The sequence below is a fragment of the Pseudomonas migulae NBRC 103157 genome, from assembly GCF_002091715.1.
GTDB classification, from domain to species: Bacteria; Pseudomonadota; Gammaproteobacteria; order Pseudomonadales; family Pseudomonadaceae; genus Aquipseudomonas; species Aquipseudomonas migulae_A.
The window spans coordinates 1-23,142 of sequence record NZ_BDAG01000045.1 but is presented as its reverse complement, the minus strand read 5'-3'; the positions used below and the strand labels follow the sequence as shown (position 1 = coordinate 23,142).

23 protein-coding genes and 1 pseudogene are annotated in these 23,142 nt (G+C 59.6%); 2 read left to right on the top strand and 22 right to left on the bottom strand.

Annotated elements, in window-relative coordinates:
- Positions 1-76: 76 nt before the first annotated feature.
- The 19 genes and pseudogenes from PMI01S_RS26135 to PMI01S_RS26045 form a co-directional block, all read right to left on the bottom strand.
- Positions 77-949: pseudogene (locus tag PMI01S_RS26135) on the bottom strand (SMP-30/gluconolactonase/LRE family protein); the annotation flags it as partial.
- 131 nt (positions 950-1,080) lie between these two features.
- A complete protein-coding gene (locus PMI01S_RS26130; protein WP_017340101.1) occupies positions 1,081-1,797 on the bottom strand; it encodes a FadR/GntR family transcriptional regulator in 717 nt (238 codons plus the stop codon).
- A gap of 207 nt (positions 1,798-2,004) precedes the next feature.
- Positions 2,005-2,565: a DUF1285 domain-containing protein gene (locus PMI01S_RS26125; RefSeq protein ID WP_084322990.1), complete on the bottom strand. Its 561-nt coding sequence runs from the start codon at positions 2,563-2,565 to the stop codon at positions 2,005-2,007.
- Between the two features lie 16 nt (positions 2,566-2,581).
- Positions 2,582-3,190, bottom strand: coding sequence for a DUF4823 domain-containing protein (locus PMI01S_RS26120; protein WP_084322989.1), 609 nt, complete (start codon positions 3,188-3,190; stop codon positions 2,582-2,584).
- Between the two features lie 120 nt (positions 3,191-3,310).
- Positions 3,311-4,279 (bottom strand): GTP 3',8-cyclase MoaA, encoded by a 969-nt coding sequence (locus PMI01S_RS26115; protein ID WP_084322988.1) that lies wholly within the window; start codon positions 4,277-4,279, stop codon positions 3,311-3,313.
- Positions 4,280-4,417: 138 nt separating this feature from the next.
- On the bottom strand, positions 4,418-5,056 hold the full coding sequence (locus PMI01S_RS26110; protein ID WP_008031613.1) for a TetR/AcrR family transcriptional regulator: 639 nt from the start codon (positions 5,054-5,056) through the stop codon (positions 4,418-4,420).
- A 397-nt stretch (positions 5,057-5,453) separates the two neighbouring features.
- Positions 5,454-6,245 (bottom strand): TatD family hydrolase, encoded by a 792-nt coding sequence (locus PMI01S_RS26105; protein WP_084322987.1) that lies wholly within the window; start codon positions 6,243-6,245, stop codon positions 5,454-5,456.
- A gap of 14 nt (positions 6,246-6,259) precedes the next feature.
- Positions 6,260-6,616 (bottom strand): PilZ domain-containing protein, encoded by a 357-nt coding sequence (locus tag PMI01S_RS26100; protein WP_084322986.1) that lies wholly within the window; start codon positions 6,614-6,616, stop codon positions 6,260-6,262.
- Positions 6,617-6,658: 42 nt separating this feature from the next.
- Positions 6,659-7,645 (bottom strand): DNA polymerase III subunit delta', encoded by a 987-nt coding sequence (locus PMI01S_RS26095; protein WP_084322985.1) that lies wholly within the window; start codon positions 7,643-7,645, stop codon positions 6,659-6,661.
- Complete coding sequence (gene tmk / locus PMI01S_RS26090; protein ID WP_084322984.1) at positions 7,638-8,270, bottom strand: dTMP kinase; 633 nt, start codon at positions 8,268-8,270, stop codon at positions 7,638-7,640. The genes PMI01S_RS26095 and tmk overlap by 8 nt, the downstream gene beginning before the upstream one ends.
- Before the next feature lie 19 nt (positions 8,271-8,289).
- A complete protein-coding gene (mltG, locus tag PMI01S_RS26085) occupies positions 8,290-9,537 on the bottom strand; it encodes an endolytic transglycosylase MltG (RefSeq protein ID WP_084322983.1) in 1,248 nt (415 codons plus the stop codon).
- Positions 9,538-9,540: 3 nt separating this feature from the next.
- Positions 9,541-10,356 (bottom strand): aminodeoxychorismate lyase, encoded by an 816-nt coding sequence (gene pabC / locus PMI01S_RS26080; RefSeq protein WP_084322982.1) that lies wholly within the window; start codon positions 10,354-10,356, stop codon positions 9,541-9,543.
- Positions 10,356-11,600, bottom strand: a complete 1,245-nt coding sequence (fabF, locus tag PMI01S_RS26075; RefSeq protein ID WP_084322981.1) for a beta-ketoacyl-ACP synthase II — start codon at positions 11,598-11,600, stop codon at positions 10,356-10,358. Before fabF ends, pabC begins: the two co-directional genes overlap by 1 nt.
- Before the next feature lie 109 nt (positions 11,601-11,709).
- The gene (gene acpP, locus PMI01S_RS26070) at positions 11,710-11,946 is read right to left on the bottom strand and encodes an acyl carrier protein (protein ID WP_003442511.1); all 237 of its coding nucleotides are present in this window, start codon (positions 11,944-11,946) and stop codon (positions 11,710-11,712) included.
- Positions 11,947-12,137: 191 nt separating this feature from the next.
- Entirely contained in the window at positions 12,138-12,881 is a 744-nt protein-coding gene (fabG, locus tag PMI01S_RS26065; protein WP_007942004.1) for a 3-oxoacyl-ACP reductase FabG, read from the bottom strand.
- A gap of 16 nt (positions 12,882-12,897) precedes the next feature.
- Complete coding sequence (gene fabD / locus PMI01S_RS26060; RefSeq protein WP_084322980.1) at positions 12,898-13,836, bottom strand: ACP S-malonyltransferase; 939 nt, start codon at positions 13,834-13,836, stop codon at positions 12,898-12,900.
- Between the two features lie 125 nt (positions 13,837-13,961).
- Positions 13,962-14,972, bottom strand: a complete 1,011-nt coding sequence (gene plsX / locus PMI01S_RS26055; RefSeq protein WP_084322979.1) for a phosphate acyltransferase PlsX — start codon at positions 14,970-14,972, stop codon at positions 13,962-13,964.
- A 4-nt stretch (positions 14,973-14,976) separates the two neighbouring features.
- Positions 14,977-15,159 (bottom strand): 50S ribosomal protein L32, encoded by a 183-nt coding sequence (gene rpmF, locus PMI01S_RS26050; RefSeq protein WP_003179396.1) that lies wholly within the window; start codon positions 15,157-15,159, stop codon positions 14,977-14,979.
- Positions 15,160-15,172: 13 nt separating this feature from the next.
- Positions 15,173-15,700, bottom strand: coding sequence for a YceD family protein (locus tag PMI01S_RS26045; RefSeq protein ID WP_017340114.1), 528 nt, complete (start codon positions 15,698-15,700; stop codon positions 15,173-15,175).
- Between the two features lie 105 nt (positions 15,701-15,805).
- Between PMI01S_RS26045 and PMI01S_RS26040 the strand changes: the two genes are divergently transcribed.
- Positions 15,806-16,384 (top strand): Maf family protein, encoded by a 579-nt coding sequence (locus PMI01S_RS26040; protein WP_084322978.1) that lies wholly within the window; start codon positions 15,806-15,808, stop codon positions 16,382-16,384.
- Between the two features lie 140 nt (positions 16,385-16,524).
- Here PMI01S_RS26040 and sppA read toward each other — a convergent pair whose 3' ends face one another.
- The 3 genes from sppA to rluC are packed head-to-tail and all read right to left on the bottom strand — an operon-like array spanning position 16,525 to position 19,150.
- Positions 16,525-17,514, bottom strand: a complete 990-nt coding sequence (gene sppA / locus PMI01S_RS26035) for a signal peptide peptidase SppA (protein WP_084322977.1) — start codon at positions 17,512-17,514, stop codon at positions 16,525-16,527.
- Between the two features lie 24 nt (positions 17,515-17,538).
- Positions 17,539-18,201, bottom strand: coding sequence for an HAD-IA family hydrolase (locus PMI01S_RS26030; protein ID WP_084322976.1), 663 nt, complete (start codon positions 18,199-18,201; stop codon positions 17,539-17,541).
- On the bottom strand, positions 18,188-19,150 hold the full coding sequence (gene rluC / locus PMI01S_RS26025; RefSeq protein WP_084322975.1) for a 23S rRNA pseudouridine(955/2504/2580) synthase RluC: 963 nt from the start codon (positions 19,148-19,150) through the stop codon (positions 18,188-18,190). The genes PMI01S_RS26030 and rluC overlap by 14 nt, the downstream gene beginning before the upstream one ends.
- A 701-nt stretch (positions 19,151-19,851) precedes the next feature.
- Here rluC and rne point away from each other — a divergent pair.
- Positions 19,852-23,085 (top strand): ribonuclease E, encoded by a 3,234-nt coding sequence (rne, locus tag PMI01S_RS26015; protein WP_084322974.1) that lies wholly within the window; start codon positions 19,852-19,854, stop codon positions 23,083-23,085.
- Positions 23,086-23,142 lie beyond the last annotated feature (57 nt).

The following is a 23,142-nucleotide window of genomic DNA, read 5'->3' as shown; positions in this document are numbered from 1 at the left end:
ACTGATGGGGCCGACTATAAACCCGACCACCAAATAATCTCAATATATAATTTAACATCCCATATTTTGGGATTAACCCAGCAAACCTCGTACAGGGTTTTCCGGGCACATCAACCTGAAGGGACAACACCGCCCCATCCAGCGGATGGTTGAGCGGGCTCGCGGCGCTGGTGATGTAGAGGGTTTTCAGGTCTGCACCGCCGAACACGCAGCTGGTGGGACGGCTGACCGGCAGTTCGATCACGCGATCGAGATGACCGTCTGGCGTCAGCCTGAGCAGGCAACTGCCGTCCCAGCGTGCGTTCCAGAAGTAACCCTCGACATCCATCGCCGAGCCATCGGGGCCGCCGCGTTCATGGGGGCCGAACCAGACTTGCGCGGGTTCGAGGCCGCCGTCGGTGCGGATGAAATGCTGGTAGAGCGTGCCATCCAGGCTGTCGGCGAAATAAAGCGTGGTGGCGTCTTCACTCCACAGCAACGTGTTGGGAATGCCCAATCCACGAAGCAGCGGCGTGACCCGGGCATCACGGTCGATACGAAACAAGCCGCCGGAACGCCGCACGATGGGCAGGTCTTCGCCGTTCTCACCGATGTTGTTCTGCATGGTGCCGAGCCAGAGCCGGCCCTGCGCATCGCAACGAGCTTCGTTGGCGCGATTGTCAGGTTGCGGGTCGGCGACGCAGAACAAGGTCAGTCGTGGCTCAAGCCCCGGTGAATCGAGATCGAGCCGGTACACGCCGCTACTCAATGTCACCAGCGCATCGCCGTTTTCGCAGGGAATGAAGGCTGACACGTGCTCGGGCATCTGCCAGATCTGCACGTTGGCGCCGATCAGGCGCAGTGCCTGTTTGCCGGCGATATCCACCCAGTACAGCGCCTGCGTCGGCGCATCCCAGAACGGGCCTTCGCCGAGGTGTGCACGGTGCTGGGTAACTGCGGTCCACTCCATGAAACCTCCTGCATTGTTCTTGTTTTATGGGGAAGCGGGTTTACTCGCGAAGGCGGAGCGTCAGTCGACATCAATGCTGAATGTGACGGCCTCTTCGCGAGCAAGCTCGCTCCCACAAGGGTCCTGTATTTTTAGCCGGCTTTTTTGTCGGCCATGACTTTTGGGTAGAAGCGCTTGATGGCCAGGTCCGCGTTGTCGATCAGGGTCATGCAGGCCCACACACCGCGCGCGGCATCGCGAGCGGCGATGGCGTCGGCCATGTCTTTGTGAATCGGTAATGTGCGGCGCAGTTCGTCGGGGTCGGCGGCGGAGACTTCGAAAGACACCGCCAGCAACGCGCCGAGGGCCGGAACCATTTGTTCGATGAATTGATTGTGGCTGGCCGCCAGAATGCACTCGTGGAAGAACTGGTCGGCGCGGTTGTAATCGATGCCGCTGTCGACCGCCCGCTCCAGCGCGTTGTAGGCCTGAAGCACCGCTTGCACCTGTTCGACGGTAGCTCGCTCGCACGCCCAGCGCACGGCCATCGGCTCGATGGTGCGGCGCAGATCGAGCAGGTCGTCGACGAAATTTTCCGGCAAGCCGCTGCGGGAAAGCCAGCCAACGACTTGCGGATCGAAGAGGTTCCAGCGCCGCACTGGCAACACACGCGTGCCAACCTTGGGCCCGACTTCAAGCATGCCTTTGGCGACCAGGGTTTTGATGGCTTCGCGGATGACCGTGCGACTGACGCCAAGTTGCTCGCCCAGATCGGCTTCAACCTTGAGGGTTTCGCCGGGTTTCACCTGACCGGTGGCAATCCAGCAACCCAGCCAATCGACCGTCGATGCGTGAAAACTGCTGGACATGGGCACCTCGAGGCAGGGACGGCACAAAACCGTTCGCGATGGTTGCCCACGCTAATCATCATATGATTGGGTGTCAATTTGATTTTTCGAAATATTGCAGAGATCAAATGTGGGAGCGGGCTTGCTCGCGAAAGCGGTGTATCAGTCAATATCGCTGCTGAATGACACACCGCTTTCGCGAGCAAGCCCGCTCATACTTTGATCCGGTCAAGGCTCTAAACCGATGCGAAAGAACTCACCGCCGCTCCACACACCGAGCCAGCGCTGCCCTTCAATCTCGCGGGTGACCGCCAGTTCCACCAATTGGTAAAACACATTGCGGTGAATCAGCGCTTCAAGGTTGGTGCGCACATGCACGTAAGGCGCAGGCTCTTGTGTCACTGGATCAATCACCACGCGAATCGCATGCTCGGCACCGGCCTCGGCGGTTTCATCGACGTTGGTGGCGAAGCGCAGGACCTGGGCTTCACCCTCGCCTTCCACCTCGACGGCGATCGCCACGAACGGTGCATCATCGACCTTGATGCCGACTTTCTCGACAGGGGTGATAAGGAAATAATCATCGCCGTCGCGGCGAATGATGGTGGAGAACAATTTGACCATCGGCTTGCGCCCGATCGGCGTGCCCAGGTAATACCAGGTGCCGTCGCGGGCGATGCGCATGTCGATGTCGCCGCAGAAGTCGGGGTTCCACAAGTGGACCGGTGGCAAGCCTTTGGTCTTGGGGATTTGCCCCAACAGGTCGTTGGCTTTTTGCGGGCCACTCATGGCGTTCTCCTTGGAATTACTGGTCGCTGAGCCCCAGCAGGCCACGCGCGTATTGTTCCAGCGGCGGGCCCATCAGGTCTTCTGGCTTTTTGTCGTGGAACGTCAGTAAACCGCCACGACTCTTGATACGTGCAGTATCGATCAAATACTGGGTGCTGGTCTCGATCAACATGATCTGAATCACGCCGGTGTCGATACCGAGGCGATCCACGGCCTCCTGATCGAGCCATTCGTCCGAGTTGCCGATGCGATCATCAGACTTGGCGAAACGGGTATAGAGCAGGTAATGCGCACCCGCCGCACGGGCTTCGCCCAGGGCCTGGTCGAGGCCTTCCGGCGCACGCGCACGGCGGACCATCGGGAAGTATTCGATAAAGCCATCGAAGGCGACTTCGGCGATCACGTTAGGTCGCGGATAAACCGAGCTGCCCGGCGGTGCAAAGGCACCCTGGGCGATATAGACGAACGAGTCCGGCTGAATGCGCAGGTTGTTCACCCGGCGGCTGTCGCTGTGGTCGAGCAGACCCGCGTCGCTCATGTGGTAGCGAGTCCCTTCAGCCATATCGCTGACATTCATGCAGCCACCAAGCGCCAAAACGGCCAGCAGCAAAACCAGGCTACGCATCCTACCCTCCAGAGGCCGGTGACGGAAAACCGGCGAATGGCCATGGGATGCAGCTTCCGCGCCAGTCTTCAGGAGCGCGAACAATTGGGCGAGGGGATTTATCCCCTCGCCACAGCTGGATCAGCCACCGATAATTTTCATGACGGTAGCACCACCGGAAAACGCCACTTCCTGCTTGTCACCCAAGGCCTTCACCAACAGTCTCTGCAAGGCCGGCAACGCCTGATGGCGCGGCTTGTCCAGCAGATCACCGACATAGTGCCGGTTGCTCGACGACAGGCAGCCATGCAGCCAACCCGTCGACGACAAGCGCAGTCGGGAGCAGGTGCGGCAGAACGGAACGCTTTCATTGGCAATTACGCCGAAGTAGCCCTGCCCCGGAATTTCATAGCGCACCGCCGTCGCGTCGACGGGAGCATCCGCCTGAAGATACTCATAGCGATCACCGATCAGGCCCAGCAATTGCTGAAGGCTGACGAACTGTTGCAGGAAAGCGTTGTTGTCATTGGCCAGGTGCCCCATGCGCATCAGCTCGATGAAACGCAGCTCATAGCCACGTTCCAGGCAATAATCGAGCAGCGGCATCACCTGATCGAGGTTCTGCCCTCGCAACGGCACCATATTGACCTTGATCTTCATGCCGGCGGCGCTGGCCTGGTCCATGCCGTCGAGCACTGTCGCCAGATCACCGCCACGAGCAATGCTGCGGAATGCACCGGCATCCAGGGTATCGAGGGAAACATTGATGCGGCGGATGCCGGCGTCGACCAGCAGGGGCAGTTTTTTCGCCAGCAGTTGACCATTGGTGGTCAGGCTGATGTCTTGCAGGCCCATCTGCCCGACGGCAGTCATGAAGGCTTCGAGTTTGGGACTGACCAGCGGCTCACCCCCGGTGATGCGCAAACGCTCGATGCCGGCGGCTTCGATCAGATACGCCACACCGCGCGCCATGGCTTCGGCCGACAGTTCATCCTGCGCAGCGACCAACCGCTTGCCGTTGGGCACGCAGTAGGTACACGCGTAATTGCAGGCTGAGGTCAGGCTGATTCGCAGATTTCGGAAACGCCTGCCTTGACGGTCAACGATCATGGTCACTCCGGCACAAGGAAATCGGACGGCGTAAAACTTGACTTACAAATCAAGTTTTAGCAAGTCCCATGCCTGAGTATATTCCTGAGGTACTGCGCCATGTAGCTAAATAATGGCGCAATAAGGCAACTGAATGGCTCAGCTGCTCGGGGTGTCGGTGTCGCGCTTGCGCTTGTTGCCCATGCGCACGCCGATGTCCATCAGGAACTGGAAGAAACCTTCCTGATCTTCCAGCACATTGCTCCAGAACGGCGAGTGATACAGCGCCACGGCGCCGTGCACCAGCGCCCAGGACGCGCAGTAATGGAAGTAAGGCGGCACGTCTTCGAGCTTGCCTTCGCTGATGCGCCCCTTGATGAGCAGGGTCAGGCGTTCGAAATTCGAGGCGCGGATCTTGTGCAGCTCCTCGATCATCTCCGGCACCTGGTTGCCCTTGACCACCTTTTCTTCCAGGCGATCGAACAAGCGATAGCGTTGCGGATCGCGCATGCGGAATTCGAAGTAAGCCCGAGACAGGGCTTCCTTGTCCTTGTCGACGTCTGCCGAATGCAACAGCTCGTTCAAATCGCGCTCGTAATCGAGCATCAGGCGCAGATAGATCTCCGCTTTCGATTTGAAGTGCTTGTAAATCGTGCCTTTGCCGATACCGACGGCATCAGCAATCATCTCGACGGTGACACTGTCTTCACCTTGGTCGAGGAACAGCTTGAGCGCGGTATCGAGAATTTCTTGCTCACGGCGACGAAATTCACGGACCTTACGAGGTTCTTTATGCATAAGAAAAGGTCTGTCGGGGTCAAAATTCGAAGCCGCGTATTATGCCTAACTTGCGGCAAAATGCACGGATCATCCATCCATATCTGTGTTTCTTGATGAATTCTGGCAACGCCGCCATTTAATGAGAACGCTTCCGAAGCGCACGTATTCCAAAATTGTTTAAAAACCTCGACCGGTAAACTGGACTCGGCGCAATACTGATCAATACTTCAACTGTCGGCGGGGCATCTCCCCCAAGTGCTGCGTCGATATTGGTACCAACGGACCGCGTACCATTGTTTTACTCCTAATGGTCTTAACCCGGATTCACCCCCCAGAACCCGGGTTTTTTTTGCCTGCGATTCAGCGGCCAAAGCCCCGCAGGAGCCGCCGAAGGCTGCGATTTTTTGTCCCAGCGCTACGCCGACGTCCTGACATGCGCCAACGGAAACAGCCGCTTGAAATTCTCAGTGGTCTGCTCAGCAAACCGCTCGTAGGGCTCACCGCGCAACATCGCCAGGAACTCTGCCACTTCCCGCACATACTGCGGCAGGTTCGGCTTGCCGCGATAAGGGATCGGCGCCAGGTACGGCGAGTCGGTTTCCACCAGCAAGCGGTCAGCAGGCACTTTGCTGGCCACGTCACGCAGTGCGTCGGCATTGCGGAAAGTGACGATGCCGGACAAGGAGATGTAATAGCCCATGTCCAGCGCCGCTTTGGCCATGTCCCAATCTTCGGTGAAGCAGTGCAGGACGCCAGCCTGGGGTAGCGCGGCTTCGCGCAACAGGTTCAAGGTGTCGGCACGGGCGCCACGGGTGTGAATGATCACTGGCTTGCCGGTTTGCTGCGCGGCTTGCAGGTGCAGGCGAAACGACTCCTGCTGCAACTCGGCCGCTTCAGGTTCGTAGTGATAATCCAGGCCGGTTTCACCGATCGCAACCACACGCGGGTGGTTGAGCTCCTGCAACAACCAGTCGAGCGCCGGGGCTGCGTCCGGCTGCACGTCCAGCGGATGCACGCCGACGGAACAGTCGACATCGTCGTAACGTTCGGCCAGGGCTTTGACGTCGGCCGCGTTGTCGACGCTGACGCCGATACACAGAAAGTGCCCTACCCCGCGCTGCCGGGCCGCATCGAGTGCGGCATCCAGAGAGCCGTCATGGGCGGCGAGGTCGAGACGATCAAGGTGACAATGGGAATCTACGAGCATAAAAGGGCTGCAACTTACATCGTATGGGTGGGACGGTCGGACTTCAGGGCTCCGGCCAGATGGGTTTCGATTCGACTGCGGGCGGTGTCGTCGCCGTCGTTGAACTGCACGCCGACGCCGGCGGCGCGGTTGCCTTGCGCGCCTTTGGGCGTGATCCAGGCGACCTTGCCGGCCACCGGAATCTTCTCCGGCTCGTCCATCAGGTTCAGCAGCATGAATACCTCATCGCCCAACTTGTAGCTTTTATTGGTCGGGATAAACAGGCCACCGTTCTTGATGAATGGCATATAGGCCGCGTATAGCACGGACTTGTCCTTGATGGTCAGGGACAGAATACCGTTGCGCGGCCCAGGATTGACGGCTTCATTCATGCTGACCTCCACTGCTGATGTTCAGAGGATAGGCCCAGTCGGTCACTTCTGGGTAGGCAATGACGCCCATTGCACCAGCAACGCTTCCAGCAACAGCACCCGATTGAGGTTGGCCTTGCTCATGACTTTCTGGCGCTGGGCGAGGATCCAGTCCTGAATGCCCAGCACTTTGTCCTGAGCGGATTTTTGCGCAAGGTACTGAATCACCTTGCGCATATCGGCCAGTCCGAGCCCTTCTTCATCCTGTGTCAGCTGATAGCGCAGGATCAGGCTCGACCAATCGCAGAACCAGTCGAACAGCAACAACAGCGGAATCGCGTTCCAGCCTTCGGCCAGTTGCGTCGGCGATTGCTGTTGCTTGAGCAACTTCTTCACACCGTCAACCACCAACGCCCGCTGCTCGCGCACGCCCTGGGCCTGCAAGTTGACGGCGGCCAGCGGCGAACCGGCGGCGAGGGTCAGCAACTCGATGCGCTCTTCTTCGGAACAGTCCGGCAGCGCCTTCGCCAGCCACACCAGGCTCATTGCCTCGCTCGGCAGCGGGCAGGCCTGCTGCACGCAACGGCTCTTGATGGTCGGCAACAAACGGCTGGTCTGATGGCTGACCAGCAGCAACACCGTATCGCCGGACGGCTCTTCAAGGCTTTTGAGCAAGGCATTGGCCGCGTTGACGTTCATCGCCTCGACCGGCTCGATCAGCACCACTTTGCGCCCGCCCATCTGCGAGGTCTGCACCACAAAGCTGACCAGATCACGCACCTGATCAACCTTGATCGCCTTGTCGGCTTCTTCCGGTTCCAGGATGTAGTTGTCGGGATGGCTACCGGCCTTGAGCAACAGGCAGGATTTGCATTCACCGCAGGCGTCCTGAGCTGTCGGGCGCTGGCACAGCAAACTGGCCATCAAGCGTTCGGCCAACGCGCGTTTGCCGATCCCGGCCGGACCATGCAGCAGATACGCGTGAGCATGTTGCTTGCGACCCGCCAGTTGCTGCCAGAGGCTGTCCTGCCACGGATAGGCTTCAGCCACGGGTCAGCTCCAGCAAACGAGGGAGCAAGGCGTCCAGCGACTGCTGAACCTGCGCCAGCGGCTGGGCGGCATCGACCAATACATAACGCGCCGGATCGGCTTCAGCACGCTTGAGGAACGCACTGCGCACTGCATCGAAAAACGCCCGGCCTTCCAGCTCGAATCGATCCAGGCGACCGCGAGCACTGGCACGCGCCAGGCCAACTTCCACAGGAAGATCGAAAATCAGTGTCAGGTCCGGGCGCAGATTGCCCTGGACGAACGTTTCCAGCGTCGCGATGCGCTCCAGCGACAAGCCGCGACCGCCGCCCTGATAGGCATAGGTCGAATCGGTAAAGCGATCACACAACACCACCGCACCACGGGCCAGCGCCGGGCGGATCACGCCAGCCAGGTGCTGGGCGCGCGCGGCAAACACCAGCAACAACTCGGTGTCCGGGTCCATGGCTTCATCGACCGGTGCCAACAGCACCTCGCGAATTTTCTCGGCCAAAGGTGTGCCACCCGGCTCGCGGGTCAGCACCACCTCGATACCGGCGGCGCGCAGGCGCTCGGCCAGGTACTCACGGTTGGTGCTCTTGCCGGCGCCTTCAGGGCCTTCCAGGGTAATAAACAAGCCAGTCACAGGCAGTCCTTATTCAGAATCATTGCGGGCTTTGCGGCGCGGTTGCATTGGGCTCGGGCGCAGGCGCTGCAGCGGGCTCTTTGGCAGGTTCTTCAACCGGTTCTTGCGTTGCCTCTTGAGTCGGCGCTTGTTGAACCGGCTCTTGCGGCGTCACTGGCGGCAAAGCCTCGGGGGCTGTGTCGGGCGAAGCCGCCGGGATCGGCGCCGACTCATCCGTCGCCTCTGGGGCGGTGACCGGTGCCGGGCTGGAACGGTAATCGGCGCGGCGCTTGAGCTGGAATTCACGCACCGCGTTGTTATGGGCGTCCAGATCATCCGAGAACACATGGCTGCCATCGCCGCGTGCGACAAAATACAGGCTGTTGCCAGCCACCGGATTCAACGCAGCGTGGATCGCCTCGCGGCCGACCATCGCAATCGGCGTCGGCGGCAGGCCGGCGATCACGTAGGTATTGTAAGGGGTAGGTTCCTTGAGATGGGCGCGGGTCAACTTGCCGTTGTAACGATCACCCAGGCCGTAGATCACGGTCGGATCAGTCTGCAGCAGCATGCCCATTTCCATTCGCCGCACGAATACGCCGGCGATCTGCCCACGCTCCTGCGGTACGCCGGTTTCCTTTTCCACCAGCGAGGCCATGATCAGCGCTTGATAGGGCTCGGTATACGGCACGTCCGCCGCGCGCTGCCCCCACTCCTTGGCAAGGACTTCATCCAGGCGATCGTAAGCTTTTTTCAGCAGCTCGGCGTCCGTCATGCCCCGCACGAACCGGTAGGTGTCCGGGAAGAATCGCCCTTCCGGAAAGATCCCGGGGTGACCGATTTTGTCCATCACTTCGCTATCGCTCAAGCCGTTCAACGTCTGCTCGAGCTTTTCATCCTTGGCCAGGGCCAGACGGACCTGATGGAAATTCCAGCCTTCGACCAGCGTCAGGCTGTATTGAACCATTTCTCCGCGCTTCCACAGGTCGATCAGGTTTTCAACGGTCATGCCGGGCTGCATGCGGTACTCACCTTTGTGCAGCGGTTGCCCGGCCAGATTGAAGCGCCAGTACACGCGCAACCAGAAAGCGTCCTTGATGACGCCATCGGCTTCGAGTCGATAGAAAGTGCGGGTGGGCGTCGTGCCTTTGGGCACGTCCAGCAGTTTTTCCTGGGTAATGTTCAGCGGCTGTTGCAGCGCCGAATGGATTTTCCAGGCCGAAGCGCCCAGACATAGCCCTGCCAGAACCAGGCCGGTTTCCAGCAACAGCAAGAATTTACGTCTCACGTATCAAGCATCCAGTAGCGCGCGGGCAATGGTTTGGAGTTTACGGGTGAGCGGCCCAACCGACCAGCTCAGTGCTGCATAGGCGCGCACCGGCCAAACGCCATACACGCTGTTGCAGACGAAGACTTCATCAGCCCATTGCAGCTGTTCAAGGGTGATGCCGGTGATTTGCGTGGGTATCCCCAGCGACTCGGCTTGAAACAATAATTCGGCACGCATCACGCCGGCGACACCGCAGCGTTTGAGATCGGCGGTGATCAACACGCCATCTCGGACCAGGAACAGATTGCTGAACACGCCTTCGATCACGCGACCGGCCAGATCAAGCATCAAGCCTTCGGCATGCTCAGTGTCTTGCCATTCGGAGCGGGCGATGACTTGCTCCAGACGGTTCAGATGTTTAAGCCCGGCGAGCAAGGGTTGTATGGACAATCGCGTGGTACAGGGAAAGAGGCGAATGCCCTGCTCCCCATGAACCGCTGGATAAGCAGCAGGAGGATTACCTTGCAGAATACGTCGGGCCTGGGCCGCAGGATCGGGAGCATAACCGCGCAAGCTGTCGCCGCGAGTGAGGATGAGTTTAAGCACACCTTCACCCAGAGCTGCGGAGTAGGCCAGCAGTTCACTGCGGATCAGCGCGTGATCGGTCGTGATTGCCAGGCGCGAACAGCCATCGGCCAGACGCGACAAATGCCGGTCCAGCAATAGCGGCTGGCCGCCGCGCACGGCAATGGTCTCGAACAGACCATCACCGTAGGCCAGGCCGCGATCCTTCAGCGACAGAGCGTCAGCCGGCTGACCGTCGACCCAGCTGTCCATCAGTCAGCGAACCGGCGGAACACCAGCGAGCCGTTGGTACCGCCAAAACCGAAGGAGTTGGACAGCACCACGTCGATATCCATATTGCGCGCGGTGTGCGGCACGAAATCGAGATCACAGCCTTCGTCCGGCTCATCGAGGTTGATGGTCGGCGGTGCCACCTGGCTGTTGATCGCCAGCACACTGAAGATCGCTTCGACCGCGCCTGCCGCACCCAGCAGGTGACCGGTCATGGATTTGGTCGAACTGACCGCCAGCTTATAGGCGTGATCGCCGAACACCGATTTGATCGCACAGGCTTCGGCGAGGTCGCCGGCAGAAGTCGATGTGCCGTGGGCGTTGATGTACTGGACTTGATCGCTGTTGATCTTCGCGTCGCGCAGGGCATTGGTAATGCAACGCGCAGCGCCTGCACCGTCCGCTGGTGGCGAAGTCATGTGGTAGGCATCGCCACTGGTGCCGAAGCCGATCAGCTCGGCGTAGATGGTCGCGCCGCGAGCCTTCGCGTGCTCCAGCTCCTCAAGCACAAGCGCACCGGCACCGTCGGACAGGACAAAGCCATCACGGCCTTTGTCCCACGGGCGGCTGGCGCGGGTCGGCTCGTCGTTGCGGGTCGACAGCGCGCGGGAGGCACCGAAGCCCCCCATGCCCAGACCGCAAGCGGCCATCTCGGCACCGCCGGCAATCATCACGTCGGCTTCGTCGTACATAATGTTGCGAGCCGCCATGCCGATGCAGTGCGTACCGGTGGTACACGCGGTGGCGATGGCGTAGTTAGGCCCCTGTGCACCCAGGTGGATCGACAGGAAACCGGAAATCATATTGATGATCGAGCCTGGCACGAAAAACGGAGAGATCCGTCGTGGGCCGGAATCATGCAGCGTGCGGCTGGTTTCTTCGATATTGGTCAGACCGCCAATACCCGAACCCATGGCCACGCCGATGCGTTCACGGTTGGCGTCGGTGACTTCAAGACCGGCATTACGCACAGCCTGGAAACCGGCGGCGAGACCGTACTGAATGAACAGGTCGAGCTTGCGAGCTTCCTTGACCGACAGGTATTCCTCGACATTGAAGCCCTTTACCGAGCCGCCAAAACGGGTGGAATAGGCAGAAAGGTCGGTGTGTTCGATCAGACCAATGCCACTGCGGCCAGCCAGAATGCCCTGCCAACTGCTCGGCACATCCGTGCCCAGTGGCGACAACATACCCATACCGGTGACTACGACGCGTCTACGCGACACAGCACTCTCCTTTTTTCAAATGACGACTTTGCATCAGGCCTAAAGAAAAAACCGCACGCCAAGATGGCAGTGCGGTTTTTCCATGACAGCAAGCAACGATTACAAGCTATTAAGCCTGGTGGTTAGTAACGTAATCGATTGCAGCTTGTACAGTAGTGATCTTCTCAGCTTCTTCGTCAGGGATTTCGGTCTCGAATTCCTCTTCCAGAGCCATCACCAGCTCAACGGTGTCAAGGGAGTCGGCACCCAGGTCTTCAACGAAGGAAGCAGTGTTGACCACTTCTTCTTCTTTAACGCCCAGTTGCTCGGCAACGATTTTCTTGACGCGCTCTTCGATGGTGCTCATACCTTGTTTTCACTCCTAATGGACAAATTCAGGCAGCTGGCCAGTGGGTAAGTGTATAGAAAGACTTTTCAGTTTTTCAACTGAAAGCTTCACTCCTCAAACCCTGCAGCCCTCTGCCTATAAATAGATTGCAGCTTTATAACGGATTTTAGACAGCTCGTATGACATTTTTTTGAAGCAATCCGTCACATTTAACTCATGTACATCCCGCCGTTCACCGGGATTGTAGCCCCAGTAACGTAAGCCGCACCGTCGGACGCAAGAAAAGCGACCACAGACGCGATCTCTTGAGCTTGCCCCAGACGGCCCAGCGGAATTTGCGTCTGCAAGGCTTCACGCTGTGCCTCGGGCAGTTCGCGGGTCATATCAGTGTCAATGAACCCAGGGGCCACCGAGTTTACCGTAATCGAACGCGAACCGACTTCACGCGCCAGGGCGCGACTAAAACCTTCCAGGCCTGCCTTGGCGGCAGCGTAGTTTACTTGGCCTGCGTTGCCCATGGCACCCACTACCGAGCCAATACTGATAATTCGTCCCCAACGGGCTTTGGTCATGCCGCGCAAAACGCCCTTGGACAGGCGGAACAGACTGTTCAGGTTGGTATCGACGACATCATGCCATTCGTCATCTTTCATGCGCATCATCAGGTTATCGCGGGTGATACCGGCATTGTTGACCAGGATCGCCGGCGCACCGAACTGCTCCTGGATGCTCGCCAGCACCGCCGCAACGGATTCGTCGCTGGTGACATTGAGTTCCAGGCCAGTGCCTTGAATACCGTTTTCCTTCAGGGTAGCGGCGATGCGCTCGGCGCCCGAAGCGGATGTCGCGGTACCCACAACGATGGCACCCTGACGACCCAGTTCCAGGGCGATGGCTTGACCGATACCGCGGCTCGCACCGGTGACCAGTGCAACTTTACCTTGCAGACTCATGCAAGCTTCTCCTGATTCAGGCCAGCGCTGCGCGGGCGGCAGCAAAGGCGTCTGGGGTATTGAGGTTGGATGTCGACACGCCTTCGGCGCAGCGTTTGTTCAAGCCGGCCAGCACCTTGCCAGGACCGCATTCGACCAGTTGGGTCGCGCCCTTGGCAGCCAATGCCTGGACCGACTCGACCCAGCGCACAGGCTTGTAGAGCTGTTCAAGCAGATCGCGCTTGAGGGTTTCGAGATCGGCCGGCACGTTCGCACTGACGTTCTGTACCACAGGAATCTGTGGTTCCTGCCAGTCGATCGCAGCGATCGACTCGGCAAAACGTTCGGCCGCCGGACGCATCAGCTCGCAGTGAGACGGCACGCTGACCGGCAACGGCATGGCGCGCTTGGCACCACGCGCCTTGCAACCTTCGATGGCGCGTTCGACCGCAGCCTTGGCACCGGCGATAACCACCTGGCCTGGCGAGTTGAAATTCACCGCGCTGACCACTTCGCCTTGTGCCGCTTCGGCGCAGGCTGCCAGTACGTCAGCATCGTCCAGGCCGAGGATGGCAGCCATGCCGCCCTGCCCGGCCGGAACCGCTTCCTGCATCAGCTGGCCACGACGCTCTACCAGCTTCACCGCGTCGCCCAGACTCAGGCTGCCCGCAGCGACCAGGGCGCTGTATTCGCCCAGGCTATGACCGGCAACATAAGCCGGACGCGCGCCGCCTTCAGCCAGCCACAGCCGCCACAAGGCGATCGAGGCGGTCAGAATCGCCGGCTGGGTTTTATCGGTTTGATTGAGCTGCTCTTCCGGCCCCTGCTGGGTCAGTGCCCACAGGTCGTAACCGAGAGCGGCGGATGCTTCTTTGAATGTTTCGAGGACCACCGGATGTTGCGCGCCCAACTCGGCCAGCATGCCGAGGGACTGCGAACCCTGTCCTGGAAAGACGAATGCGAGGGAAGCAGACATGTAACAAGCCCCTAATGATCTTGTCGTCGGAGAATTGACGTCCCGCTAGAGGGACACAAGAAACTGACAGTTGGATGGCAAATTGAACTGAGCGGTCACATTTAAGCATTGTCCGACGAAAACGCCTAAAGCAACAAATCCTCCAGGCGACCGTGAATCCGTTCCGGCAGGTTTTCCTGAATTTCGATCAAGGCTCGCGAAATGGCGCTCTGGAAACCCTGAACCCCTGCAGAACCGTGACTTTTCACCACAATTCCCTGCAAACCCAGGAAGCTTGCCCCGTTATGCCGCGCGGGCGCCAGGTCCGCTTGCAGGCGTTTCATCAGCGGCAGCGCCATTGCGCCGATTACTTTTGATGCAAAGTTTTTTTTGAACAGGGCTTCGATGCGCCCCGAGATCATGGTCGCCAACCCTTCGCTCGATTTGAGCAGGATATTGCCAACGAAGCCGTCGCACACAACCACATCCGCCTCGCCCCGGTACAAGCCGTCACCTTCGACAAAACCGATGTAATTGATGCCGCGAGCACTTTGCAACAACGTCGCCGCCAGCTTGACCTGCTGATTGCCCTTGATGTCTTCGGTGCCGATGTTCAGCAACGCAACACGTGGGCGAACGATACCAAGGGTTTCTGCAGCGACCGAGCCCATCACCGCGAACTGCAGGAGATGCTCGGCACTGCAGTCGACATTGGCGCCCAGATCGAGCAACTGACAAAAGCCCTTCTGCGTCGGAATCGCCGCGACCATGGCCGGCCGATCAATGCCCGGCAAGGTCTTGAGCACAAACCGCGACAACGCCATCAGCGCACCGGTATTGCCAGCGCTGACACAGGCCTGAACCTTGCCGTCACGCAGCAACTCGAGCGCCACGCGCATTGACGAATCGGGTTTTCCGCGCAAAGCCTGGGCAGGCTTTTCGTCCATGGTGATGACTTCGGATGCCGGTGCAATCGACAGGCGCGAGCGATCCACAGCCGATTGGCCAGCGATCAATTCTTCAAGAAGGGAGGGTTGACCGACAAGGGTCAGGTGTAGCGAGGGCGTAGCATTCAGACAAGCAAGGCTGGCCTGAACAATGCTGCGGGGACCGAAGTCCCCGCCCATTGCGTCAATCGCGATGACTTGAGCGGACAAGTGATTACTCGTCAGCGCCCTTGTCGATCACTTTACGGCCACGGTATACGCCTTCTGGCGATACGTGGTGACGCAGGTGAACTTCACCGGTGGTTTTTTCTACAGACAGGGTGCTAGCCTCGAGAGCGTCGTGCGAACGACGCATGTCACGGGCAGAGCGGGATTTTTTGTTCTGCTGAACAGCCATAATTGATTAACTCCTAAACGTTTGGGTCACGCTTTAACTGCGCCAATACACTGAACGGGTTGGACCGCGTTACCTCGTCCTCGCTCGGTTCGGCCTCTTCGAGACCCCCCGGCTGCTGGCATTCTTCCGGATGATGAGCAGGCACAATGGGCAAGGCGAGCAGAAGCTCCTCCTCGATCAGTGACTGCAGATCCAATGGATCTTCGCCCAGTTCCAGCACGTCATAACCTTTCGGCAACGACTGGGTATTCGCACCCTCCTTCACCACAGCATAACTGCATTCGCTATGGATCGGCAGGGTGACCAGCTCAAGACAACGCTGGCAAACCATTTTGACTTCGGTGTCGATAAAGCTGTGGATTACCACAGACTTACGTTCATCTCGTTCAAAAACGAATTTAGCCTGCACCGTACCGACAGTGTCGGAAAGCGGGTCGCAGAGTCTCTCCAAATCGGCCAGCAGCAGTTCACCTTGAAGGGTGGTGCCACGGTCAGCCAATTTGCGCGGGTCAACGTGAGGTGGAATCGGGTCATTCAACATAGGCGCAGCATTATAGGGATGCACCCGGCCATGTCAAAGGAAATTCAGCCCTGTCCGTCACCTGGAAGCCTCGCTAGAATTCGCGCCTGTCTTCTGGAGATGCGCATGCTGCCTTTATTACTCGCTTCAAGCTCGGTGTATCGCCGGGAATTACTGGCCCGCTTGCAGCTGCCATTCACCTGCAGCTCGCCGGATATCGATGAAAGTCATCGGCCGAATGAAGCCGCCGTCGAACTGGTCAAGCGCCTCGCCGAAGAAAAAGCCCGGGCTCTTACCGGCAGCCACCCCGCCCATCTGATTATCGGCTCCGATCAGGTCGCGGTGCTCGGCGAGCGCATTATCGGCAAACCCCATACCTTCGAAAAGGCTCGCGAGCAGTTGCTGGCATCAAGCGGCGCAAGCGTAACCTTTCTGACCGGCCTGGCCCTGCTCAATAGCCAGACCGGACGCTGCCAGGTCGACTGCGTGCCATTCACCGTGCACATGCGCACACTCGACACCGCGCGCATCGAACGCTACCTGCACACCGAACAGCCCTACGATTGCGCTGGGAGCTTCAAGGCCGAAGGTTTGGGGGTGAGCCTGTTTCAAAGCACCGAAGGTCCAGACGCCACCAGCCTGATCGGCCTGCCGCTGATTCGCCTGACCGACATGCTGCTCGCTGAAGGCGTGCAAATACCCTGACGCTGTAGGAGCCGGCTTGCTGGCGATGGCGGCGAATCTGATGCACCACACAGCCCGCATCGTCAGCAAGCCGGCTCCTACAGGATGTGAGCGCAAAAAAAACCGGCCACTGGGGCCGGTTTTTTTATGTAGCCGGAAGATCAGCGCAGCGACGGACCGTGAAAGCCCATCCACATCGCCAACTGCTCAGCCACGGCGGCACCAAGCTTCTTCGAGAAGCGATCGAACGGCGATTCCTGAACAGTGAAGTCCACGAGTTCCTTCTCGCCAATCACGTCACGCGCCACCGAACTGGCATTACCCAGACCATCGATCAGCCCCAAGGGCAGCGCCTGCTCACCGGACCAGACCAACCCGGAGAACAGCTCCGGATGCTCCTTGTCCTTGAGGCGATCGCCACGCCCCTTCTTGACGCTGTTGATGAACTGCTGGTGCGTCGTATCGAGTACGCCCTGCCAGAACCGAGTCTCCTCGGGCTTTTGCGGCTGGAACGGATCAAGGAACGACTTGTGCTCGCCGGACGTGTAGGTGCGACGCTCGACACCCAGTTTTTCCATGGTGCCGACAAACCCGTAACCCGCCGCCGTCACACCGATGGAACCCACCAGACTCGCCTTGTCGGCGTAGATCTGATCCGCCGCACTGGCAATGTAGTAAGCACCGGACGCACCCAGATCGGAGATCACCGCATAAACCTTGGTGTCCGGGTGCAAGCCACGCAACCGGCGGATTTCGTCATAAACGTAACCCGACTGCACCGGACTGCCGCCCGGACTGTTGATGCGCAGAATCACGCCCTTGACCTTTTCATCCTCGAAAGCCGCACGCAGACTGCCGACGATGTTGTCAGCGCTGGCAGGCTCCTTGTCGGCGATCATGCCCGTCACGTCGATCAGCGCGGTGTAATTGGCGCTGCGGGTGGCGGCTTTTTCCATGTCCATCAGCGGCGTGAACAGGACCAGCGCGCCAAACAGATACACAAAGGTCAGCAGCTTGAAGAAAATCCCCCAGCGCCGCGACCGGCGTTGTTCCTGCACACTGGCCAGCAGGGTCTTCTCCAACAGCTTCCAGCTCTTCTCGTCACCGCTCTCTGCGCTCGCCTTGGCGGGTGCTTTCCATTCGTCGGTCATGACATCTACCCCAGCAAAAATCCATTAGGCCCGCTGATTCAGCCAGGCATGCAATTCTGAAAAACGATCGATGGCCAATGCAGGCTCGAACAGCTTCAGCGCTTCGATCGATTGCGCGCCATAGCTGACCGCCACCGAGTCCATGCCGGCATTGCGCGCCATCTGCAGGTCGAAGGACGAATCGCCGACCATCAACGCTTGCTCCGGGCGAACCTCGCAATGGGCGAGGATCTGCTCAAGCATCAGCGGATGGGGCTTGCTGGCGGTTTCGTCGGCCGCACGGGTGATATCGAAATAATCTTCCCAACCATGCGCCTTCAACACGCGATCCAGCCCACGACGCGCCTTGCCGGTCGCAACCGCCAAGTGATAACCCTCGGCGCGAAACGCCTCCATCGACTCGACTACCCCTTCAAACAACGGCGAAGGTACGGCTTCCGAAGCGATGTAGTGGTCGGCATAGTGCTCACGGAATGCCACCAATTCGTTGTCACCGATTTCCGGATACAACGTACGAATGGCCTCCGGAAGGCCCAGGCCGATGATGCCTTTGACAGCAAAATCATCGCGCAACTGGAAGCCGGAACGCTCGGACGCAACGTGCATCGCCTCGACAATCCGACCAATGGAGTCGGCGAGAGTGCCGTCCCAATCGAAAATCAGCAGCTTGTAATCAGAGGGGTGCACTCAGGCGCTCCACGGTTTTGGCCCACATGTCGTCAACGGGCGCCTGCAACTTCAGCTCGCTGCCATCGGGCAACGGCACGGTCAGCATGTAGGCATGCAGAAACAGGCGCTTGCCGCCCAGATCGCGGATTTCCTTGCTGAAATCGTCGTCGCCGTACTTGGTATCGCCAGCGATGCAATGTCCGGCGTGCAGGGTGTGAACGCGGATCTGGTGGGTGCGGCCGGTGATCGGTTTGGCTTCGATCAGGGTGGCAAAGTCGCCGAATCGACGCAGGACCTTGAACACGGTCACGGATTCCTTGCCCTCCTCCTCATCGACTTCGACCATGCGCTCGCCGGAGCGCAGGTTGCTCTTGCCGAGCGACGCACGAACCTGCTTGATCGAGGCTGCCCAGTTACCGCGGACCAGCGCCATATAGCGCTTATCGACGCCATCGCCGCGCAATGCCGTGTGCAAGTGACGCAGCATGCTGCGCTTCTTGGCGATCATCAGCAGGCCGGAGGTGTCACGGTCGAGACGGTGAACCAGTTCGAGCTCCTTGCAGTCGGGGCGCAACTGACGAAAGGCTTCGATCACGCCGTAAGTCAGGCCGCTGCCACCGTGAACAGCAATGCCGCAAGGCTTGTTGATCACGATCAGCGCTTTGTCCTCAAAGACAATCGAGGCTTCGAGGCGTTGCAGCAGACCCTGGGCCAGCGGCACCGGCTCGTCGCGCTCCGGCACGCGAACCGGCGGCACGCGCACGATATCGCCCGCCTGCAGCTTGTATTCGGGCTTGATACGACCTTTGTTCACCCGCACTTCGCCCTTGCGCAAAATGCGGTAAATCAAGGTCTTGGGCACGCCTTTGAGCCGAGCGAGAAGGAAGTTATCAATACGTTGGCCGGCATATTCCGGCGAGACCTCAAGCAGTTGTACGGCTGGGGTCGAGGGGGCAGTAGTCGTCATGGCGCGGATGATATCAATTTTTTATGGAATTGAAGCACTTAATCATTACTGCTATAGTCGCGAACGCCGCCAAAAGCGGCCTGGACAGCGGACAAACGGTCAAAAACCGGCCCTGACCAATGCAATTCACCAGGACGCGAGGCCGTCCTACGGGGCTTTCGCTACGTAACGGTGGAGTTTGCAGGTGTAACGAGCGCAGGTGACATAAGGCCTGAATCACGCCGCAAAGCAGAGCTTTCACTCGCTTCGCGAGCCAATATTCACGGCCAGTTCACAAAGTGCAGTCAGCTGCGAATGACCCCGAGCGGACGCTTCGGAAACAACGCCTAAATTAGCCATGATGCGTGACCTCCCCTTTCGGAGCTCACGGTAAATGCCAACCCGCTGCGGATTCTGCGCGCGGCAGCACCCGAATTATCAGGGATACGTGTAGGGTGGAGATGCACAACCGCTGGACTGTGTAGCAATAGGCTTTATCAAGACGCTTCATCTCGTCCACAGCCGCCGGTTGATTCCTCCTCCTGACTGAGTGCTTAAGTAGCCACAGCAAGCAGGACGCGTACGTCGCGACGAAGGCCCACATTGGCCGGACTTCGCTGGACACGGGAATGGCCAACCACTCCCGACGCACCTGACACCGACCATGAGAAGTCGTGTGTGCCGAACGCCGTTTCCGGCAGCCCGGAAACCGACGGTACTACATGAAAAGAATGCTGATTAACGCAACTCAACCCGAAGAGTTGCGTGTTGCACTGGTAGATGGCCAACGCCTCTACGACCTGGACATCGAATCCGGTGCACGCGAGCAGAAGAAGGCCAACATCTATAAAGGCCGGATTACTCGCATCGAACCAAGCCTTGAGGCTGCCTTTGTCGATTTCGGCTCCGAGCGCCACGGCTTCCTGCCCCTCAAAGAAATCTCCCGCGAATACTTCAAGAAAGCGCCTGAAGGCCGCGTCAACATCAAGGACGTCCTGAGCGAAGGCCAGGAAGTCATCGTTCAGGTCGAAAAAGAAGAACGTGGCAACAAGGGCGCCGCCCTGACCACTTTCATCAGCCTGGCCGGTCGTTATCTGGTACTGATGCCGAACAACCCGCGTGCCGGCGGTATCTCCCGTCGCATCGAAGGTGAAGAGCGCAACGAACTGCGTGAAGCCCTGAATGGTCTGGTTGCCCCGGCCGACATGGGTCTGATCGTGCGCACTGCCGGCCTGGGCCGCAGCAGCGAAGAAATGCAGTGGGACCTCGATTACCTGCTGCAACTCTGGACCGCCATCAAAGAAGCCTCGCTGGATCGCTCCGCGCCATTCCTGATCTACCAGGAAAGCAACGTGATCATCCGCGCCATCCGCGATTACCTGCGCCAGGACATCGGCGAAGTGCTGATCGACAGCGTTGAAGCCCAGGACGAAGCCCTGACCTTCATCCGCCAGGTGATGCCGCAGTACGCCAGCAAGATCAAGCTGTACGAAGACAGCGTTCCGCTGTTCAACCGTTTCCAGATCGAAAGCCAGATCGAGACCGCTTTCCAGCGCGTCGTTGAACTGCCTTCCGGCGGCTCCATCGTTATCGATCCGACCGAAGCCCTGGTGTCCATCGACATCAACTCGGCGCGCGCCACCAAAGGCAGCGACATCGAAGAAACCGCCCTGCAGACCAACCTTGAAGCCGCCGAAGAAATCGCCCGTCAGTTGCGCTTGCGCGACATCGGCGGCCTGATCGTCATCGACTTCATCGACATGACCCCGGCCAAGAACCAGCGCGCCGTGGAAGAGAAAGTCCGCGAATGCCTGGAAGCCGACCGCGCTCGCGTGCAAGTCGGTCGCATCTCGCGCTTCGGCCTGCTGGAAATGTCCCGTCAACGCCTGCGTCCATCGCTCGGCGAAAGCAGCGGCATCGTTTGCCCGCGTTGCAACGGCACCGGCATCATCCGTGACGTTGAATCGCTGTCGCTGGCGATCCTGCGCCTGATCGAAGAAGAAGCCCTGAAAGACCGCACCGCCGAAGTTCGCGCACAAGTGCCTATTCCGGTTGCAGCCTTCCTGCTCAACGAAAAACGCAACTCGATCACCAAGATCGAACTGCGCACCCGTGCCCGCATCGTCATTCTGCCGAACGATCACCTCGAAACGCCGCACTTCGAAGTTCAGCGTCTGCGTGATGACAGCCCGGAAGCCAGCATCAACCAGTCCAGCTACGAAATCGCTGCTGCCGCTGCCGAAGTCGAAGAAGTCCAGCCAGCCGCTGCGACCCGCACCCTGGTTCGCCAGGAAGCCGCGGTCAAGACTGCACCGGCCCGCGCCAACGCTCCGGTCCCGACCGAAGTCGTCGCTGCCGCACCTGTTGCCGCACCGGCCGCCGCGCCAGAACCAAGCCTGTTCAAAGGCCTGGTGAAGTCGCTGGTCAGCCTGTTCGCGACCAAAGAAGAGCCTGCCGCTCCGGTTGTGGTTGAAAAACCGGCGACCACCGAGCGTCCGGCCCGCAACGAAGAGCGTCGCAACGGTCGCCAGCAGAGCCGCAACCGCAACGGTCGCCGCGATGAAGAGCGCAAGCCTCGTGAGGAACGTGCACCGCGTGAAGAACGCGCACCACGTGAGCCACGCGAAGCCCGCGAAGAAACCCCGGCAGTCGCTCGCGAAGAACGCGCTCCACGTGAAGAACGCGCACCGCGTGCCCCTCGTGAAGAACGTGCACCGCGCGCACCTCGCGAAGATCGCAAGCCACGCGGCGAGCGTGAAGAGCGGGTTCGTGAACTGCGTGAACCGCTGGACGCCACTGCTCCGGCTGCTGCTGCAACCGCTGAAGAGCGTCCAGCCCGTCAACCACGTGAAGAGCGTGCTCCGCGTCCTCCGCGTGAAGAGCGTCAACCACGTGCAGAGCAAGCCGCTGCCGCTGTTGCCGAAGAAGAACTGACCGGCAACGAAGAGCAACTGCAGGAAGAGGGTCAGGAAGGCGCCGAAGGCGATCGTCCACGCCGCCGCTCCCGTGGCCAGCGTCGTCGCAGCAACCGTCGCGAGCGTCAACGCGATGCCAACGGCAACGTGATCGAAGGTTCGGAAGAATCGGAATCCGCCGAAGGTAGCGAAGCTGGCGAAAGCCGCGAAGCGCCAAGCGCTGCCGATCTGGCCGCCGGCCTGGCTGTCACCGCAGCCGTTGCCAGCAGCGTGATCAGCGCTCCGGCCGAAGCACAAGCCAACGAGCAAGCCGAACGCGCCACTGCTGCCACACTGGAAACTGCTCCAGAAGCGCCAGTCGTTGAAGCAACTACACCTGTAGAAGCAACTTCCGCTCCGGAAATCGAAGTGGCACCGGCTCAAGAAGCACAGCCTCAGGTTGAAGCTGCCGCTGAACCGGCCTTCGTTGCTCAAGCGCCTGCCGTGGTTGCAGAACCGGTTGTTGAAACCGTTGCTGAAACCGTGACCGAAACGGTTCGTGAAGTTCGCGAAGAGCAAACCGCGTTCAACTGGGTTGCCGAGCCAGTTGTTGCCGAAACGCCAGCTCCAGCGCCAGTCGCTGAGAGCGAAACGACTGAAGCCATGGTTTCCGAGCCAGTAGTGGCTGCCGCCGAACCTGCTCCAGTGGTTGAAGCGCCGGTTGTCGCTGAAGTGGCTGCACCCGCCGTTGAAGCCGCTCCTGTCAGCGCCCTGACACCAAGTGGCCGCGCGCCGAACGACCCGCGTGAAGTGCGTCGTCGCAAGCGTGAAGAAGAGCGCCTGCAGAAGGAAGCCGAACTGGCTGCCGCTGCGGCTCCGGTCGCTGTCGAAGTGGCACCGGTTGTGGCTGAAGTCGTCGAGGCTGCTCCTGCCCCGGCTGCTGAAGTCACTGCCGAGCCAGTTGAATCCGTGATCGACGAAGCACCGCGCTCCGTTCAGGAAGCGGTAGAGCAACACGAGCAAGCCCTGGAAAAAGAGCACGAGCCTAAACCCCTCGTCTGATTCCATCGGCCACTAAAAAGCCCCGCCTGGTAATCCAGGCGGGGCTTTTTTTATGTC